Source organism: Pseudoxanthomonas sp. SGNA-20, from assembly GCF_003931635.1.
In the GTDB taxonomy this organism is placed as follows: Bacteria; Pseudomonadota; Gammaproteobacteria; order Xanthomonadales; family Xanthomonadaceae; genus Pseudoxanthomonas.
The window spans coordinates 129,721-147,584 of sequence record NZ_RRYK01000001.1; the positions used below are offsets into that span (position 1 = coordinate 129,721).

11 protein-coding genes and 2 tRNA genes are annotated in these 17,864 nt (G+C 72.7%); 8 read left to right on the forward strand and 5 right to left on the reverse strand.

What is annotated here, in order from left to right; genetic code table 11:
* Positions 1-10: 10 nt before the first annotated feature.
* From EIM48_RS00565 to rnr, 3 genes are all read right to left on the reverse strand, one after another.
* Complete coding sequence (locus tag EIM48_RS00565; RefSeq protein ID WP_125110877.1) at positions 11-2,977, reverse strand: two-component regulator propeller domain-containing protein; 2,967 nt, start codon at positions 2,975-2,977, stop codon at positions 11-13.
* A gap of 67 nt (positions 2,978-3,044) precedes the next feature.
* Complete coding sequence (gene rlmB / locus EIM48_RS00570) at positions 3,045-3,791, reverse strand: 23S rRNA (guanosine(2251)-2'-O)-methyltransferase RlmB (RefSeq protein WP_028915372.1); 747 nt, start codon at positions 3,789-3,791, stop codon at positions 3,045-3,047.
* 272 nt (positions 3,792-4,063) lie between these two features.
* Positions 4,064-6,499, reverse strand: a complete 2,436-nt coding sequence (gene rnr, locus EIM48_RS00580; RefSeq protein WP_051403714.1) for a ribonuclease R — start codon at positions 6,497-6,499, stop codon at positions 4,064-4,066.
* A 110-nt stretch (positions 6,500-6,609) separates the two neighbouring features.
* Between rnr and EIM48_RS00585 the strand changes: the two genes are divergently transcribed.
* From EIM48_RS00585 to EIM48_RS00605, 5 genes are all read left to right on the forward strand, one after another.
* A tRNA-Leu gene (locus tag EIM48_RS00585) sits at positions 6,610-6,694 on the forward strand.
* A gap of 130 nt (positions 6,695-6,824) precedes the next feature.
* A tRNA-Leu gene (locus tag EIM48_RS00590) sits at positions 6,825-6,909 on the forward strand.
* 139 nt (positions 6,910-7,048) lie between these two features.
* Positions 7,049-8,866: an SLC13 family permease gene (locus EIM48_RS00595; protein ID WP_125110878.1), complete on the forward strand. Its 1,818-nt coding sequence runs from the start codon at positions 7,049-7,051 to the stop codon at positions 8,864-8,866.
* Positions 8,867-8,930: 64 nt separating this feature from the next.
* A complete protein-coding gene (gene parC, locus EIM48_RS00600; RefSeq protein WP_125110879.1) occupies positions 8,931-11,174 on the forward strand; it encodes a DNA topoisomerase IV subunit A in 2,244 nt (747 codons plus the stop codon).
* A 95-nt stretch (positions 11,175-11,269) separates the two neighbouring features.
* Positions 11,270-11,926, forward strand: coding sequence for a thiopurine S-methyltransferase (locus tag EIM48_RS00605; RefSeq protein ID WP_125076566.1), 657 nt, complete (start codon positions 11,270-11,272; stop codon positions 11,924-11,926).
* 39 nt (positions 11,927-11,965) lie between these two features.
* On the opposite strand, the gene bfr is transcribed toward EIM48_RS00605, so the two are convergent.
* Positions 11,966-12,457: a bacterioferritin gene (bfr, locus tag EIM48_RS00610; protein WP_125076565.1), complete on the reverse strand. Its 492-nt coding sequence runs from the start codon at positions 12,455-12,457 to the stop codon at positions 11,966-11,968.
* Positions 12,458-12,574: 117 nt separating this feature from the next.
* Between bfr and EIM48_RS00615 the strand changes: the two genes are divergently transcribed.
* Positions 12,575-14,941 carry a penicillin acylase family protein gene (locus EIM48_RS00615; RefSeq protein ID WP_125110880.1) on the forward strand — a complete coding sequence of 789 codons (2,367 nt, stop codon included), beginning with the start codon at positions 12,575-12,577 and terminating at the stop codon, positions 14,939-14,941.
* Positions 14,942-14,963: 22 nt separating this feature from the next.
* The gene (locus EIM48_RS00620; protein WP_125076564.1) at positions 14,964-15,722 is read left to right on the forward strand and encodes an NAD-dependent deacylase; all 759 of its coding nucleotides are present in this window, start codon (positions 14,964-14,966) and stop codon (positions 15,720-15,722) included.
* Between the two features lie 119 nt (positions 15,723-15,841).
* Here EIM48_RS00620 and asnB read toward each other — a convergent pair whose 3' ends face one another.
* On the reverse strand, positions 15,842-17,536 hold the full coding sequence (gene asnB / locus EIM48_RS00625) for an asparagine synthase B (RefSeq protein ID WP_125110881.1): 1,695 nt from the start codon (positions 17,534-17,536) through the stop codon (positions 15,842-15,844).
* Between asnB and EIM48_RS00630 the strand changes: the two genes are divergently transcribed.
* Complete coding sequence (locus EIM48_RS00630) at positions 17,517-17,801, forward strand: hypothetical protein (RefSeq protein WP_125076563.1); 285 nt, start codon at positions 17,517-17,519, stop codon at positions 17,799-17,801. The two genes, asnB and EIM48_RS00630, sit on opposite strands and share 20 nt — an antisense overlap.
* Positions 17,802-17,864: the final 63 nt, after the last annotated feature.

Sequence of the window (17,864 nt, forward strand, 5' to 3'; positions counted from 1 at the left end):
GCGCCGCCGTTCAGCCCAGCTGCAGGCGGTCGCGGCCCTCGCGCTTGGCCCGGTACAGGGCCGCGTCGGCGCGCCGGTACAGGTCCTCGGCGTCCTCGCCCGGGCGCAGTTCCACCAGGCCCAGGCTGAAGCTCACCTCCAGGTCCTCCAGGCCGGCCCAGGGCCGGTGTGCGCGGGTCCGCGCCTGCAGCCGCTCGCAGGCAGGCAGTGCTTCCTCCAGCCGGGTATCGGGCATCAGCAGCGCGAACTCCTCGCCGCCCAGCCGCGCCACCAGGTCCGAGCCGCGGCGCTGGCCGTGCAGCAGCTGGCCGAACTCGCGCAGCACCTGGTCGCCCACGCTGTGCGAGCGGGTGTCGTTGATCCGCTTGAAGTGGTCGATGTCCAGCAGCGCCAGGCACAGCGGATGCGCGCCACGCCGGGCCAGGGCCAGGTCGCGGGCCAGGGTTTCCTCGAACTGGCGCCGGTTGGGCAGGCCGGTCAGGGCGTCCTCGCGGGCCTGGCGGGCATAGCCCTCGGCCTGCTCGCGCAGCTGCTCCAGCAGGCCGGCACGCTCGCGGTCGATTTCCTGCAGCCGCTGCGCCTGCGCCTTCAGGTCGGCGGTGCGCGCGTCCACCAGCTGCGCCAGGCGCCGGTTGCTGGCCTGGTAGCTGTGCACGCGGTAGCGGTACAGGCCGTACAGCAGCAGCAGCGCCAGCAGCACGCCGCCGATGCGCACGTCGCTGCGCTGCCACCACAGCGGCCGCACCTGGAACGACCAGCGCGCCGCCTGCGGGCTCCACGCCCCGCCCGGGTGCGCGGCCTGCACCTCCAGGGTGTACTGCCCCGGCGGCAGGCCGATGAATTCCACGTCGCGGCGGGTGCCGCGCTCGATCCAGCCGCCGTCCAGGCCGTGCAAGCGGGTGCGGTAGCGGATCCGCTCCGGCAGCAGGTAGCTGAGGCCGGCATAGGTCACCGCCAGGCGGCTGCCGCCCGGCAGTGCGGTGGTCGCGCGCCAGTCCAGCACCTGCCCGTCCACGCTCACCGCCTCGATCACCGGCGGCGGCGCCGGCCGGTCGGCGTAGCGCGCCAGCCGCTCCGGGTCGACGCTGGCGGCGCCGGCGGCGGTGGCGAGCCAGATGCTGCCGTCGCGCCGCCGGATCGCCGCCGGCGAGGAGCTGCCATTACCCTGCGAGCTGGGCAGGCCGTCGATCTCGGTGTAGTGCTGCAGCGGCAGGCGGCCGCTGCCGGCCCCGTCGGCGGCGGCCTCCAGCGCCGCCAGCGGCACCCGCAGCACGCCGCGATTGCTGGTGATCCAGGCATCGCCGGCGGTGTCGGCCAGCAGCGAGAACACCGCGTCCACCGGCAGGCCCTGCTCCAGCCCGACCCGCGCCGGACGGCCATCGCGGATGCGGAACAGGCCGCGGTCGCTGGCCACCCATACCGCACCGCCGACCTTGTGGAAGCCGAACACGGTGCGCGGGTCGCCGCCGGCGCGCTCCAGCGGCAGCTTTTCCACCGTGCCATCGGCGCGCAGCACGCTGGCACCCTCGACCGAACCGATCCACAGCTCGCCGTCGATCGCCGCCAGCGCGGTCACCAGGCCCTGCGGCATCCCGGGCACCGGCGGCGGCGGAAGCACGCCGGCGTCGTCGACCACCACCACCCCGCGGCGGGTGCCGACCCAGGCCCGGCCGTCGCCGTCCACCGCGATCGCGCGCACGTGGCCGCTGGGCACGCCCTCGGCCTGGCCGTAGTGCTGCAGCAGCCGGCCCTGGCGCAGGCGGAACACGCCATCGGCGAAGGTACCGACCCACAGGTCGCCCTCGCGGCCCTCGGCCAGGCTCAGGATCGAGGGCACCGGCGCGTTGCCGCCCGGCAGCGGCACCGGGTGGAAGCGGCCGTCGGCGCCGAGCCGGTCCAGGCCGCCGCCGCCGCCCACCCACAGCGTGCCGGCCGAGTCCTCCAGCAGCGCGCGCACGTATTCGCCGCCGAGGCCGTCGCGCCGGGTCCAGCCGGTGAACAGCGCCTCGCGCAGGCGGAACAGGCCGCCGTTGGCGCCGATCCAGATGCCGCCCTCGGCATCCTCCAGCAGGCTGGGGATGCGGCCGTTGGTCAGCCGCTCCGGCGGCAGCCATTCCTGCCCGTGCGGGCCGATCCGGGCCACGCCGCGGTTCTCGGTGCCCAGCCACAGGTAGCCCTCGCGGTCCTGCAGCATCGAGGTGAAGTAGCCGGCGCCGGGCAACACGTGCACCGCGGCGAAGCGGCCGTCCCCGCGGCGGCGGAACACGCGTTCGCCGGCCGCCAGCCACAGCGTGCCGTCGGGGGCGATGTAGGGCCAGACCAGGCCCGCGGGCAGGCCATCGGCGGGACCGAAGCGCCGCCACTGGCCATCCACCGCGCGCACGACCAGGCCTTCCAGGGTGCCGATCCACAGGTTGCCGGACGCATCCACGGCCATGCGCGGGAAGCTGGCCGGCAGCGGGATCCCCGGCGGCGGCGCGATGTACTCCAGGCGCCCGTCCGGCTGCACGCAGCCCAGGCCATGGTTCTCGAACAGCAGCCACAACCGGCCGCCGCCGTCCATCACCATGTCGTGGACCAGGGCGCGGGGCCACTCCGGCGGGCGTTCCAGGTATTCCCAGGCGCCATCCGCGCCCAGGCGGCCGAGGTTGCCCCGCGAGTCGCTAAGCCACAGCCGCCGCTGCGGGTCCAGGTACAGCGCGCCGACGCCGTTGTCGCGCAGGCCCGGCCGGGTGCCGCGGTGGAACGGGGTGAACTCGACGCCGTTGTAGCGGACCACGCCCTCCCAGGTCGCGAACCAGAGGTAGCCCTCGGCGGTCTGGGCCATGTCGCGCACGGAGTTGTGCAGCAGGCCGTTGCGCGTGCTCCAGGCGTCGATCGCGTAGTCGCGCAGCGGCGGTGGACCCGGCGGCGCGGCCAGCACCACCGCCGGCAGCCACGCCAGCAGGCACAGCAGCAGGGCCTGCGCGATGCGCAACCGGCATCCGCGGGTGGTCCACCGGGATCCGCTCGGCCGCATCACGCCCCCTGTCCCCGCCGCCCCCTCAGCCGCCGCGCTGGCGGACCGCCTCGAACAGGCAGATGCCGGCGGCCACCGACACGTTGAGGCTTTCCACGTCGCCGGGCATGGGGATGCGGACCAGGCCGTCGCAGGTCTCGCGGGTCAGCCGGCGCAGGCCATCGGCCTCGCCGCCCAGCACCAGGGCGACGTTGCCCTTGAGGTCCACGCCGTAAAGGGTGTCGTCGACCTCGCCGGCCAGGCCGTAGGCCCACACGCCCAGCTTCTGCAGCTCGCGCAGGGTGCGTGCGAGGTTGGTGACCTGCACCACCGGCAGGCGGTCGGCGGCGCCGGCCGAGGTCTTGCGCACGGTGGCGTTCACCGGTGCCGACTTGTCCTTGGGGATGACCACCGCGGTGGCGCCGGCGGCCAGCGCGCTGCGCAGGCAGGCGCCGAGGTTGTGCGGGTCCTGCACGCCATCGAGCACCAGCAGCAGGGCCTTGCCTCCGGCGGCCTCGACCAGGCCGGGCAGCTCGCTTTCGTCCCAGGTCCTGGCGGCGGCGTAGCGCGCGGCGACGCCCTGGTGGCGGACGTTGCCGCCGATGCCGTCCAGCGCCTGGGTGGCGACCTTGCGCACCTCGATCCCGTAGCGGCGGGCCTGCTCCTCGATCTCGACCAGGCGCGGATTGCGCGCACCGGAGTCGACCAGGACCTCGCGCACGTGCTCCGCATCGTTCTCGATGGCGGAGGCCACGGCGTTGACGCCCACCACCCACTGGTTCTGCTTGCTCATCGACTGCACGGCCACGTAAGGAAGGCCGGCATTATCGCATCCCCCCGCGATCGCCGCCGGCGCGGGCCTTCAGCCGTGCGCGGGCCACCAGGCCGGCGCCGCGGCTCCGCTCCAGCAGCGGGGCGAACTAACCGCCGAAGGCCTTCCGGCAGATCCGGCAGTGGCAGGTCGAGGCGGCACCCGGGGTACCGGTGGCGCGGAAGCGGACCGCACCGCAGTGGCAGCCGCCGCCATCGTCCGGGCTTGCGCCATGGCCGCCCACGGCCCCGTCCTCAGTACTTGCGCTTGGGCCGCTTCGCCGGCTGGCCGCGCGGTGGCAGCGGCGGCAGGCCGCCGTCGGCGTCGTCCGGGACCAGGCGGAAGTCGATCTTGCGGTCCTCCATGCTGGCCTTGAGCACCACGATCCGCACCCGGTCGCCGAGGCGGAACTCCAGCCCGCGGCGCTCGCCGGTGAGCATCTTCCGCATCGGGTCGAACTGGTAGTAGTCGTGCGGCAGCTGGGTCACGTGCACCAGGCCGGTGACCTTGGACTGCTCCAGCTCCACGAACAGGCCGAAGCTGGTCACGCCGCTGACCACGCCGTCGAACTGGCCGCCGACGTGCTTCTCCATCCACGCCGCGCGGTAGCGCTCGTCGACTTCGCGCTCGGCTTCGTCGGCGCGGCGCTCGCGCTCGGAGCACTGCAGCGCCAGGCCGGCCATGTCGCGGGCCGAGTACAGGTAGCCGTCGGGCTTGCCGCGCTTGAGCGCGTGCTTGATCGCGCGGTGCACCAGCAGGTCCGGGTAGCGGCGGATGGGCGAGGTGAAGTGGGCGTAGGCCTCCAGCGCCAGGCCGAAGTGGCCGACGTTGTCCGGCGAGTACACCGCCAGGCTCTGGCTGCGCAGCAGCACCGACTCCAGCAGGGTGGCGTCGGCGCGGTCGCGCACCTTCTTCAGCAGGCGGGTGAAGTCGCCGGGCGTGACCTTGCTCCACGGCGGCAGGCTCAGCCTGAACTCCTTGAGGAACTCCAGCAGGTCCGCGTACTTGGATTCCGGCGGCTTCTCGTGGATGCGGAACGGCGCCGGGATCCGGGTCTTCAGCAGGTAGCGCGCGGCCTCGACGTTGGCCGCGATCATGCATTCCTCGATCAGCTTGTGCGCGTCGTTGCGCGGCAGCATGCCAGCCTGGGTGACCTCGCCGCGGTTGTCGAGCACGAAGCGCACCTCGGTGGTCTCGAACTCGATCGCCCCGCGCCGGGCGCGGGCGGCGGCCAGCACCTGGTAGAGCTGGTACAGGCGCTCGACCTGCGGCATCAGTGCGCCGACCTGCGCCTTCGCCTCCGGGTCGTCCTCGCCCACCGCCTTCCACACCTGGGTGTAGGTCAGGCGCGCGTGCGAGTTCATCACCGCCTCGTAGAACTTCGAGCGCACCACCTCGCCCTCGTGGTCGACCTGCATGTCGCACACGAAGCACATGCGGTCGACCTTCGGGTTCAGCGAGCAGATGCCGTTGGAGAGCGTCTCCGGCAGCATCGGCACCACGAAGCCGGGGAAGTACACCGAGGTGGCGCGTTTCTGCGCCTCCTCGTCCAGCGGCGTGCCCGGGCGCACGTAGTGGGAGACGTCGGCGATCGCCACCACCAGGCGGAAGCCCTGGCGGTTGGGCTCGCAGTACACCGCGTCGTCGAAGTCCTTGGCGTCCTCGCCGTCGATGGTCACCAGCGGCAGGTCGCGCAGGTCCACGCGGTCGCCGATCATCGACGGCTCGACCTGCAGCGGGATCGCGGTGGCCTCGTCCAGCACCTCCGGCGGGAACTCGTGCGGCAGGTTGTGGCCGTGGATCGCGGTCTCCACCACCAGCGACGGGGTCAGGCTGTCGCCCAGCACCGCCACCACCTTGCCGATCGGCGGGCGCCGGGTGTCCGGCGGGGCCACCAGCTCGCACACCACCAGCTGGCCTTCGCGCGCGCCGCCGGTGGCGTCCGGCGGGATGTGCAGGTTGCGCTGCATGCGCGCGTCGTCGGGGACCACGAAGCTGATGCCCGCCTCGCTGCCGAAGCGGCCGATCAGCCGGTGCACGCCGCGCTCGAGCACGCGGGCGATGCTGCCCTCGCGGCGGCCGCGGCGGTCGATGCCGGTGACGTTGGCCAGCGCGCGGTCGCCGTGCATGACCTTGCGCATCTCGTACGGGGCCAGGAACAGGTCGTCGCCGCCGCCGTCCGGGCGCAGGAAGCCGAACCCTTCCGGGTTGGCGATCACGGTGCCGGGGATCAGGTTGGTCTGCTCGAGCGGGGCGAAGCCGCCGCGCCGGTTCTGCACCAGCTGGCCATCCCGCACCATCGCGCCCAGGCGCTTGCCGAGGGCCTCGAACCGTTCCGGATCGCCGTCCAGCCCGAGCAGGGCCGCCAGCTGCGCATGGGTCTGCGGGCCATCCGCCTCCTCCAGGGTGGCGAGGATCGCCTCGCGGCTGGGGATCGGATTGTCGTAGCGCTGGGCCTCGCGCTCGGCGAAGGGATCGGGCACCGCCGCGATCACCCGCCGTGGCGCGCGCACCGCCGCCCCGGCCTTGCCCGGCCGCGCCGCGGGCGCCGGCTCCGGCATCCACGGTGGCAGCTTGTTGCCTGCCTGGCGCCCTGCGCCGGCCTTGCCGCCCGCCGTCCTGCTTCCCTTTCCTGCGCCGGCGCCGCCGGCTCCCTTGCGGCTGCCGCCGCGACTTCCAGTCTTCTTCATGGGCCGATCCTACACCCCGGCTGCTGTACCGGACCCGGGGTCCGCCGCGACCGCCGTGCACGGACCGTTGACATTGCCTTCGCGCGCCTCCAGAATGCGCCGCCTCACCTGCCCAGGTGGCGGAATTGGTAGACGCACTAGTTTCAGGTACTAGCGGGTAAAACCGTGGAGGTTCGAGTCCTCTCCTGGGCACCAAGACACCGGCTTTCGGGCCTACGAAGAACCCCGCCAACGGCGGGGTTTTTTGCATCCGGCGTTCCGCCCCGCGCCGCGCGGGGACTGTTGACAGGTGCAACCGCCTCCCGCAGAATTGCCGCCCTGCGCCGCCCAGGTGGCGGAATTGGTAGACGCACTAGTTTCAGGTACTAGCGGGTAAAACCGTGGAGGTTCGAGTCCTCTCCTGGGCACCAACGGCGCAGCGGCCAGACGGCCATCGATGAACCTCGCCCCGGCGAGGTTTTTTCGTATCAGGGCCCGCGAACGTGGGCATCACCAGGCCCCCGGCGTCCTTCTGGCACGATCCGGGTCCGCGCAGGGGGATGCATAGGCATGGACCCACAACAGATCATCTTCCTCGCCATCCTCGGCGCCGCGCTGGCACTGTTCGTCAGCGGGCGCATGCGCGTGGACCTGGTGGCGATGCTGGCCCTGCTCGCGCTGGCCTTCACCGGCATCCTCGACGCGCGCCAGGTCCTGGCCGGGTTCTCCAGCGAGCCGGCGATCATCGTGGTCTCGGTCTTCGTGCTTTCCGCCGGCCTCTCCGCGACCGGCATCACCGACCGCATCGGCGCGGCGATCGGGCGCGCGGCCGGCGGCAGCGAGTGGCGCACGATCGCGGTGGTGATGCCGGCGACCGCCGCCCTGGCCGCGTTCTCGCACCACGTCATGGTCACCGCGATGATGCTGCCGATCCTGATGCGGCTGGCGCGGGAACGGCAGCTGGCGGCCTCGCGCCTGCTGATGCCGATGTCGCTGGCCGCCTCGCTGGGCACCACCCTGACCCTGTTCAGCGCGCCGGCCTTCCTGCTGGCCAGCGACCTGCTGCAACGCGCCGGCGGCGAGGGCCTGGACATCCTCGCCGTGACCCCGATCGGCGCGGTGCTGGTGGTGCTGGGCACGGTCTACATGCTGCTGGCGCGCTGGCTGGTGCCGCGCCGCCAGGGCGAGGCCCCGCAGGGCGACTACATGCGCCTGGAGCGCTACTACACCGAGCTGCTGGTCGAGGAAGGCTCGCCCTGGGTCGGGCGCACCCGGCGCGAGTTCGACGAGGCCTTCAGCGAGCGCCTGCAGGTGGTGGACTGGCTGCGCTACGGCATGCGCCGGCGCCGGCAGTCCGGCGACAGCCCGCTCGCGGCCGGCGACGTGCTGCTGGTGCGTGCCTCGCCGGACGAGATCGCCTCGATCAAGGACGAGCCGGGCCTGGCCCTGCACGCGGTGGCCAAGTACGGCGACAGTCCGCGCCAGGGCGGCCAGGCCGAGCTGCTGGGCGACGAGCAGCTGGTGCAGGCGGTGGTCGCGCCGCACTCGGAGTTCATCGGCCGCAGCGTGGCCGACATCGACTTCCTGCGCACCCTGGGCGTGGTCGTGGTCGGCCTGTGGCGGCGCGAGGGCTGGCTGCACGGCGAACTGTCGGAGATGCGCCTGGAAGAAGGCGACCTGCTGGTGCTGTGGGGCCGCGAGGCCGACATCCGCCCGCTGTCCTCCCACCATGGCTTCATGATGCTGATGCCGTTCCAGGGCCGCGGCCAGGCCCGCCGCCGCGCGCCGGTGGCGCTGGCGATCATGGCCGCCACCGTGGCCGCCGCGGCCACCGGGCTGCTGGCCCCGCAGGTCGCCTTCCTCGCCGGCGCGGTGGCCATGGTCCTGTGCCGCTGCGTGCCGGTGGAGGAGGCCTACCGGCAGGTCGACGTGCGCATCTACGTGATGATCGCCGGGGTGATCCCGCTGGGCATCGCCATGGAGCGGACCGGCACCGCCCAGGCCGTGGCCGACCTGCTGATGGCCCACGCCGCCCAGTGGCCGGTGTTCGGGCTGCTGCTGGTGATGTTCTGGACCGCCGCCCTGCTCACCCAGATCCTGTCCGACGCCGCCACCACCGTGCTGCTGGCGCCGATCGCGCTGGCGGTGGCCGAGGCCCTGGGCCTGCCCCCTGCCCCGTTCGTGGTCTGCACCGCGATGGGCGCGGTGGCCTCGTTCCTGACCCCGATCGGCCACCACGGTAACCTGCTGATCCTCAACCCGGGCCGCTACACCTTCGGCGACTTCCTGAAGGCGGGGGTGCCGCTGACCCTGCTGATCGGCCTGGCCTCGGCCTGGATGGCCCGCGCCCTGTGGCTCGGCGGCCCGCTGCTGCCTTCCCTGCCCTGAGCGGCGGGCGCCGGGCGGCGGCACGCGGGTAGAATCGCGCTCCTGTCCCGCAGCTGTGCCCGCAATGACCGAAACCATCCGCCCCGCCTTCCACGGCTTCGAACAGATCCCGCTGCGCGAGTACGCCGAGCGCGCCTACCTGGACTATTCGATGTACGTGGTCCTGGACCGCGCCCTGCCGTTCCTCGGCGACGGGCTCAAGCCGGTGCAGCGGCGCATCATCTATTCGATGAGCGAGCTGGGGCTCAACGCCGCGGCCAAGCCGAAGAAGTCGGCGCGCACCGTCGGCGACGTCATCGGCAAGTACCACCCGCACGGCGACTCGGCCTGCTACGAGGCCCTGGTGCTGATGGCCCAGCCGTTCTCGTACCGCTACCCGCTGATCGAGGGCCAGGGCAACTTCGGCTCGCCCGACGACCCCAAGTCGTTCGCGGCCATGCGCTACACCGAGGCCAAGCTGACCCCGATCGCCGAGGTGCTGCTGGGCGAGCTGGGCCAGGGCACGGTGGACTGGACGCCGAACTTCGACGGCACCCTGGAGGAGCCGAGCTGGCTGCCGGCGCGCCTGCCGCACCTGCTGCTCAACGGCACCACCGGCATCGCCGTGGGCATGGCCACCGACGTGCCGCCGCACAACCTCAACGAGATCGTCAGCGCCTGCGTGCGCCTGCTCGACGACCCGGACGCCAGCGTCACCGACCTGTGCGAGCACGTGCGCGGCCCGGACTACCCGACCGAGGCGGAGATCATCACCCCGCCGGCCGAGCTGCGCGCCATGTACGAGAGCGGCAGCGGCAGCGTCCGCGCCCGCGCCACCTGGCAGAAGGAGCACGGCAACTTCGTCGTCACCGCCCTGCCCTACCAGGTCTCCCCGTCCAAGGTGATCGAACAGATCGCCGCGCAGATGCGCGCCAAGAAGCTGCCGTGGCTGGAGGACATCCGCGACGAGTCCGACCACGCCAACCCGGTGCGGGTGGTGCTGGTGCCGCGCTCCAACCGCGTGGACGCCGAGCAGCTGATGGGCCACCTGTTCGCCACCACCGACCTGGAGAAGAGCTACCGGGTCAACCTCAACGTCATCGGCCTGGACGGCAAGCCGGCGGTCAAGAACCTGCGCACCCTGCTGGAGGAGTGGCTGACCTTCCGCACCGACACCGTGGTGCGCCGGCTCAAGCATCGCCAGGAGAAGGTCGAGCGCCGCCTGCACCTGCTGGAAGGCCTGCTGGTCGCCTTCCTCAACCTCGACGAGGTGATCCGCATCATCCGCACCGAGGACGAGCCCAGGCCGGTGCTGATGGCCCGCTTCGGGCTGACCGAGGAACAGGCCGACTACATCCTCGAGACCAGGCTGCGCCAGCTGGCCCGGCTGGAGGAGATGAAGATCCGCGGCGAGCAGGAGGAGCTGGCGAAGGAGCTGGAACGCATCCTCGCCACCCTGGACAGCAAGGCCAAGCTCAAGAAGCTGGTCAAGGACGAGCTGCTGGCCGACGCCAAGAAGTTCGGCGACGCCCGCCGCTCGCCGCTGGTGCAGCGCGAGGCCGCGCACGCCATCGACGAGACCGAGCTGGTGCCCAGCGAGCCGGTCACCGTGGTGTTGTCGCAGAAGGGCTGGGTGCGTGCGGCCAAGGGCCACGACGTCGATGCCGCCGGCCTGTCCTACCGCGAGGGCGACGCCCTGCTGGCGGCGGTGCGCGCGCGCAGCACCTGGCAGGTGGCCTTCATCGACTCCCAGGGCCGCAGCTACTCGACCCCGGCGCACACCCTGCCCTCGGCGCGCGGCAACGGCGAGCCGCTGACCGGCCGCTTCTCGCCCGCCAGCGGCGCCTCCTTCCTGGCCCTGGCCAGCGGCGAGGACGAGACCCGCTTCGTGCTGGCGTCCTCGCATGGCTACGGCTTCGTGACCCGCTTCGAGAACCTCACCGGCCGCAACAAGGCCGGCAAGGCGCTGATCAACCTGGCGCCCGGCGCGACCGTGCTGCAGCCGGCTTTGGTCGGCAACCTCGGGACCGACCGCATCGTCGCGGTGACCAGCGCCGGCCACCTGCTGGCGATCCCGGCCGCCGAACTGCCGGAGCTGGACAAGGGCAAGGGCAACAAGCTGATCGACATCCCGCGCGCCAAGCTCGGCACCGAGCGGGTGGTGGCGGTGGCCGCGGTCGGCCCGGCGCAGAAGCTGCAGGTCTACAGCGGCCAGCGCACCATGACCCTGTCGTTCAAGGACCTGGATGCGTATCTGGGTGCGCGGGCGACGCGGGGTGGATTGCTGCCGCGGGGGTGGCAGAAGGTGGATGGCCTTGACGTCGAGTAGCACGTCGTAGCCTGGCACCCGCAGCGTGCGGCGGCGCGGCAGGCGCCGTCGCAGGCATCCCGTGCAGTCCCGCGCCACCCCACAGGAGTCGCACGATGGAACCGGAATTCTGGCTGCAGCGCTGGCGCGAGGGCCGCACCGGCTTCCATCGCGACGCGGTGATGCCGCTGCTGGAAAAGCACTGGCCCAGGCTGGGAGCGGCCGACGGCGCGCCGGTATTCGTGCCGCTGGCCGGCAAGACCCTGGACATGCACTGGCTGGCCGCGCGCGGGCATGGGGTGCTGGGTTGCGAGCTGTCGCCGCTGGCGGTGGAGGCGTTCTTCGCCGAGGCCGGCCTGGCCCCGGAACAGGAACGGGACGCGGACGGGCTGCACCATCGCGCCGGCCGCATCGACCTGGTCGAGGGCGACGTGTTCGCGCTGGCCGACGCCACCCTGGCGCGGATGCAGGCGGTCTACGACCGCGCCGCGCTGATCGCCCTGCCGACCGCCCTGCGGCGCCGCTATGCCAGCCAGGTCTACGGCCGCCTGCCGCGCGGCTGCCGCGGCCTGCTGATCACCCTGGAATATCCGCAGGAGCAGATGCAGGGCCCGCCGTTTTCGGTGGCGGAAACCGAGGTCCGCGGGCTGTTCGCCGCGGACTGGGAGGTGGAGCTGCTGGAGCGGCGCGACATCCTCGCCCAGGAGCCGCGCTTCGTCGCCGATGGCGTCACCGCGCTGGCGACCGCGGTCTACCGCCTGCGGCGCCGCTAGCCCCGGCCCGCCAGCGGGGGCCGCGGCACCACGCCACGCTCAGCCGTGGGCCGGGGCGCCGTCGCCCTCGAGCTTGGACAGCTGGTAGTTCTCCAGCCCGATCATGCGGATCAGGCGCAGTTGCTGCTCCAGCCACCAGGCGTGGTCCTCCTCGGTGTCCTTGAGCTGGGCCAGCAGGATGTCGCGGCTGACGTAGTCCTGCCTTTCCTCGCACAGCTTCATCGCCGCGGCGAGGTTGGCACGCACCTCGTACTCCACCCGCAGGTCGGCCTGCAGCATCTCCACCACGGTGGTGCCGGGCTGGAACCCGTGCGGGCGCATGTCCGGCTCGCCTTCCAGGAACAGGATCCGGCGCAGGATCGCGTCCGCGTGCTCGGTCTCTTCCTGCATCTCGTGGTTGATGCGTTCGTACAGCGCCTTCAGGCCCAGGTCCTCGTACCTGCGCGAATGCAGGAAGTACTGGTCGCGCGCGGCCAGCTCGCCGCGCAGCAGTTCCTTGAGGCATTCGATGACTTCGGGGTCGCCTTTCATGGGGGTGCTCCGGTGGAACGCAGGGGCGCAGTGTGCCGCAAGCGCCGCGGCCATGTTTCAATCGGAATCAGTCGCAGTTGCACTGCCTTCGCACCCGCCGCCCACCGGGAGCCCCGCATGCGTCGATGGCTATTGCGCGCGGCCTGCGCGCTGCCGCTGGTCCTGCTGGCCCTGGCCGCGGCCGCCTGGCTGCTGCTGCGCGGCAGCCTGCCGCGCCTGGAGGGCAGCATGGCACTGCCGGGCCTGGCGGCGCCGGCCACGGTGCAGCGCGATGCCCTGGGCATCGTCACCATCGACGCCGCCAGCGCCGGGGACGCCGCCCGCGCCCTGGGCTACGTGCACGCGCAGGAGCGCTTCTTCGAGATGGACCTGCTGCGCCGCGCCGCCGCCGGCGAACTGGCCGGACTGTTCGGCCCGCGGGCGCTGGACACCGACCGCAGGCGCCGCATCCACCGGCTGCGCGCCCGCGTGGAAGCGCGCCTGGATGCCTTCGCCGGCACGCGGATGCCGCAGCTGCAGGCCTACACCGAAGGCGTCAATGCCGGGCTGGAGGCACTGCCGGTGCGACCCTGGCCCTACCTGCTGCTGCGCCAGCCGCCCCGGCCGTGGCAACCAGCCGACACGGCCCTGGCCGGCTACGCCATGTACTTCGACCTGCAGGACGCGGAGAACCGCCGCGAGCTGGCGCTGTGGCGGCTGGGCCGGCGCCTGCCGGCACCGCTGCGCGAGCTGCTGCTGCACGACGGCAGCCAGTGGGACGCGCCGCTGCTGGCCCAGCCGCGTGGCGAGGCCGCGCTGCCGGACGCGGCGGCGGTCGACCTGCGCCGGCTGCCAGCTCCGCCCGCCGCCGGCCAGCCGCTGCACGAGCCTGCCAGCCCCGGCAGCAACAACTGGGCGGTGGGCGCCGCGTTGACCACCGACGGCCGCGCCATCGTCGCCGACGACATGCACCTGGGCCTGCGTGCCCCCAACCTCTGGTTCCGAGTGCGGCTGCGCTATCCGGACCCGGCCGCGCCCGGCGGCCGGGTCGACGTCAGCGGCTTCTCCCTGCCCGGCCTGCCGGCGGTGGTCGTGGGCAGCAATGGCCACGTGGCCTGGGGCTTCACCAACGCCTATGCCGACACGGCGGACTGGTTCCCGGTGCGCCCCTGTGGCGAAGGCCAGGCCCAGGACTGCGATCCGGTGGCGCGGCACGTGGAAACCATCCGCGTGGCCGGCGGCGACGACGTGCAGCTGGAGATCCGCGAGACCGCGGCCGGTCCGCTGGTCCACGCCGACATCGATGGCCAGGCCCTGGCCCTGCGCTGGGTGGCGCACCTGCCCGGCGCGCTCAACCTGGGCCTGGCCGGCTTCGCGTACGCGGCCGACCTCGACCAGGCCCTGGCGATCGCCGACCAGGCCGCGATCCCGGCGCAGAACCTGGTCATCGCCGACCGCCACGGCGCCATCGCCTGGCGCATCCTCGGCCCCTTGCCCGCCCGCGCACCCGGCTGCACCGGCCTGCGGCCCGACGGAAGCACCGCTACCTGCACGCCGTGGCCGCTCGCCAGCGCCAGCGTGCCGGTCCTGCGCGACCCGCCCGGGCAGCGCCTGTGGACCGCCAACGCCCGCACCCTCGACGGCGAGGCGCTGGCGCGCGTGGGTGATGGCGGCTATGCGCTGGGCATCCGCGCCTGGCAGATCCGCGAGCGCCTGCACGCGGCGGACCGTTTCGACGAGCAGGCGCTGCTGGCCATGCAGCTGGACGACCGCGCCCTGCTGCTGGAGCCGTGGCACGACCTGCTGCTGGGCGAAGCCCGGCGCGCGCCCGCGGGCTCGGCGCTGCGCGCCCTGGCCGATGCCGGCGGAGACTGGAACGGCCATGCCGCGCCGGAGTCGGTGGCCTACCGCCTGGTCCGCGCCTGGCGCCTGGCAGTGCACGCGCGCATTGCCCGCGGCCTGGCCGCGCCCGCGCTGGCACGGCTGGGGCCGGAGTTCGAGCTGCCTGCGTTGCCGCAGCTGGAAGGCGTGGCCTGGCCGCTGCTGCGGCAGCGCCCGCCGCACCTGCTTCCGGCAGGCTTCGACAGCTGGGAAGCGCTGCTGGAGGATGCCGCCGCCGAGGTGCGCGACGCGCTGGCCGCGGCCGGGCCCCTGGCCGCACGCCGCTGGGGCGAGGAAAACACTGCTCGCATCTGCCATCCGCTGTCCGCGGCCGTGCCCGCGCTGCTGGCCCGGCGCCTGTGCATGCCGGCCGACGAACTGCGCGGCGACCGCATCGTGCCGCGCGTCGCCGCGCCCGCGTTCGGCGCCTCGCAGCGCATGGTGGTGGCGCCCGGCCGCGAGCAGGACGGCCTGGCGCACATGCCCGGCGGCCAGGGCGGGCATCCGCTGTCGCCATTCCGCGGCGCCGGCCACGACGACTGGGTCCACGGCCGGCCCACCCCGTTCCTCCCGGGGCCGGCAAGATACACGCTCACCCTGCGGCCGGTCGCCGCGCGGGAATGAAACCACCGCAAGCACACCACCCATGCCGGATTCCACCCTCGATCCTGCCCTGCGACAGGCGCTGTCGCGCCGCTTCGAACGCATCGTGGTGTTCAGCGGCGCCGGCATGTCCGCCGACAGCGGCATCCCCACCTTCCGCTCCGGCAGCAATGGCCTGTGGCACGAGTTCGATCCGCAGCAGCTGGCCACCCCGCAGGCCTGGCGCCGCGACAGCGCCCTGGTCTGGGGCTGGTACGAATGGCGGCGCGGGCTGGTGATGCAGGCCGCGCCCAATCCGGGCCACCTGGCCGTGGCGCGGATGCAGCAGGCCCTGGGCGCACAGGTGGTCACCCAGAACGTGGACGACCTGCACGAGCGCGCCGGCGTGGCCGACGTCCTGCACCTGCATGGCAGCCTGTTCGCGCCACGCTGCTTCGACTGCGCGGCTCCGCACCCGCTGCCTTCACCTCCGGGCGCGGCGCAGCGGCGGCTGGAGCCGCCGCGCTGCGCGCACTGCGGCGGTGAAGTGCGTCCGGGCGTGGTCTGGTTCGGGGAAATGCTCGACGACACCGTCTTGCGGCAGGCGCAGGAACGCATCGCCGGCTGCGACCTGTTGCTGGTGGTCGGCACCTCCGGCGTGGTCCAGCCGGCCGCCGGGCTGGTCGGGCTGGCGCCGCGTGATGCGGTGGTGGTCGAAGTCAATCCGCAGCCGGGCGCGCCGGGTGCGCGCCGTATCCACCGGCTGCCACTCAATGCGGCCGTGGGGCTGCCATTGCTGGCTGAGCTATTGCTGCGGCCCTGAAGCCCCCGCCGGGTTGGCGGGGCGCCAGGGTGGGTTGAGAGGCCGGGACTTCCACATGGCCGGCACACCGGCCCTCACCCCCGCCTCTCTCCCGGGGAGAGAGGAGGGACAGCGGTGCGTCACCCCGCCAGTGCCTCGTTGTGCACGCCGGCCACCGCGCGGCCGGAGGGGTCTGCCATCTTCGCGAAGCTCGCGTCCCAGGCGATCGCCGCCGGCGAGGAGCAGGCGATCGACTTGCCGCCGGGCACCGTCTCCGCCGCGGCCTGGCCGGGGAAGTAGCGCTCGAAGATCGTGCGGTAGAAATACGCCTCCTTGGTCTGCGGCGGGTTGACCGGGAAGCGCTTGTCGGCCGCGGCCAGTTCGCGGTCGGAGACCTGCGCCTCGGCGTGCGCCTTGAGCCCGTCGATCCAGCCGTAGCCAACGCCGTCGCTGAACTGCTCCTTCTGCCGCCACAGGATCTCCGGCGGCAGGTAGCCGTCGAAGGCGGCACGCAGGATGCCCTTCTCCATCCGCTGCGGACCGGCATCGCCCTTGCGCACCATCTTGTGCGCGGCGTCCATGCGCATGGCCACGTCGAGGAACTCGCGGTCCAGGAACGGCACCCGCGGCTCCACGCCCCAGGCCATCATCGACTTGTTCGCGCGCAGGCAGTCGTAGTAGTTGAGCGCATCGAGCTTGCGCACCAGCTCCTCGTGGAACTCGCGCGCGTTGGGCGCCTTGTGGAAGTACAGGTAGCCGCCGAACACCTCGTCGCTGCCCTCGCCGGACAGCACCATCTTCACGCCCATGGCCTTGATCCGCCGCGCCAGCAGGAACATCGGCGTGGACGCACGGATGGTGGTGACGTCGTAGGTCTCGATGTGGCGGATCACTTCCGGCAGCGCGTCCAGGCCTTCCTCGAAGGTGTACTCGAAGCCGTGGTGCACGGTGCCCAGGGCGTCGGCGGCGACCTTGGCCGCGGCCAGGTCCGGCGAACCCTCCAGGCCGATGGCGAAGGAATGCAGGCGCGGCCACCAGGCCTCGCTGCGGCCGCCATCCTCGACCCGGTGGCGCGCGTAACGCGCGGCCACCGCCGCCACCAGCGAGGAATCCAGCCCCCCGGACAGCAGCACGCCGTAGGGCACGTCGGTCATCAGCTGGCGGTGCACCGCCGCCTCGAACGCCTCGCGCAGCTCCTGCAGCGGCACCGACACGCCCTCCACCGCGGCGTAGTCGCGCCACGGCCGCTGGTAGTACTTCGTGAGCTCGCCGGTGGCGGTGTCGTACCAGTGCCCCGGCGGGAACTGGGCCACGTCCGCGCATTCGTCCACCAGCGCCTTCATCTCCGAGGCCACGCGCAGGCGGCCCTCGCGGTCGTGGCCCCAGTACAGCGGCACCACGCCGATCGGGTCGCGCGCGATGATGGCGCGCCCCCTGGCCTTGTCCCACAGGGCGAAGGCGAAGATGCCATTGAGCCGGTTGAGGAACGAAGCCGGCGCGTCCTCGCGGTACAGCGCGTTGATCACCTCGCAGTCGGAGGCGGTCCGGAACGCGTACGGCTGGCGCAGTTCGTCCTTCAGCAGGGCGTGGTTGTAGATCTCGCCGTTCACCGCCAGCGCCAGTTCGCCATCCTCCGACAGCAGCGGCTGCGAGCCGCCGGCCGGGTCGACGATGGCCAGGCGCTCGTGCACCAGGATCGCCCCTTCGTCCACGTACACGCCGCTCCAGTCGGGGCCGCGGTGGCGCTGGCGCTGCGACAGGTCCAGCGACTGCCGGCGCAGCTGCTGCAGGTCATCGCCCGGTTGCAGGCCGAAGATGCCGAAGATCGAACACATGGGAAGGGACTCCTGGATGTTGGCGCGTGGTGGTGGTCGCACTCCGGTGGCGGGCACAAAAAAACCCGCATCGGCCGATGCGGGTTTTCTCGTTCCCCGGGCAGTTCCTGCTTATGCCCGGTGGCGCCCCCGCATCGGCCGCGCACGGTTATTCGCCGCAATATTGTTGCGGTTGGCATTGGCCGGATTGGCGCGGCTGATCGAAGGCATGGGCCGCACGTTAACCCCGCGCCGGGCCCGCCGCAACCGTTGCCTTGGCAACTGACGCCTCGCTCACGCGGCGGCCCCAATACTCCGCCCACGGCGCATCCGGCGCCGGCCGCCGCAC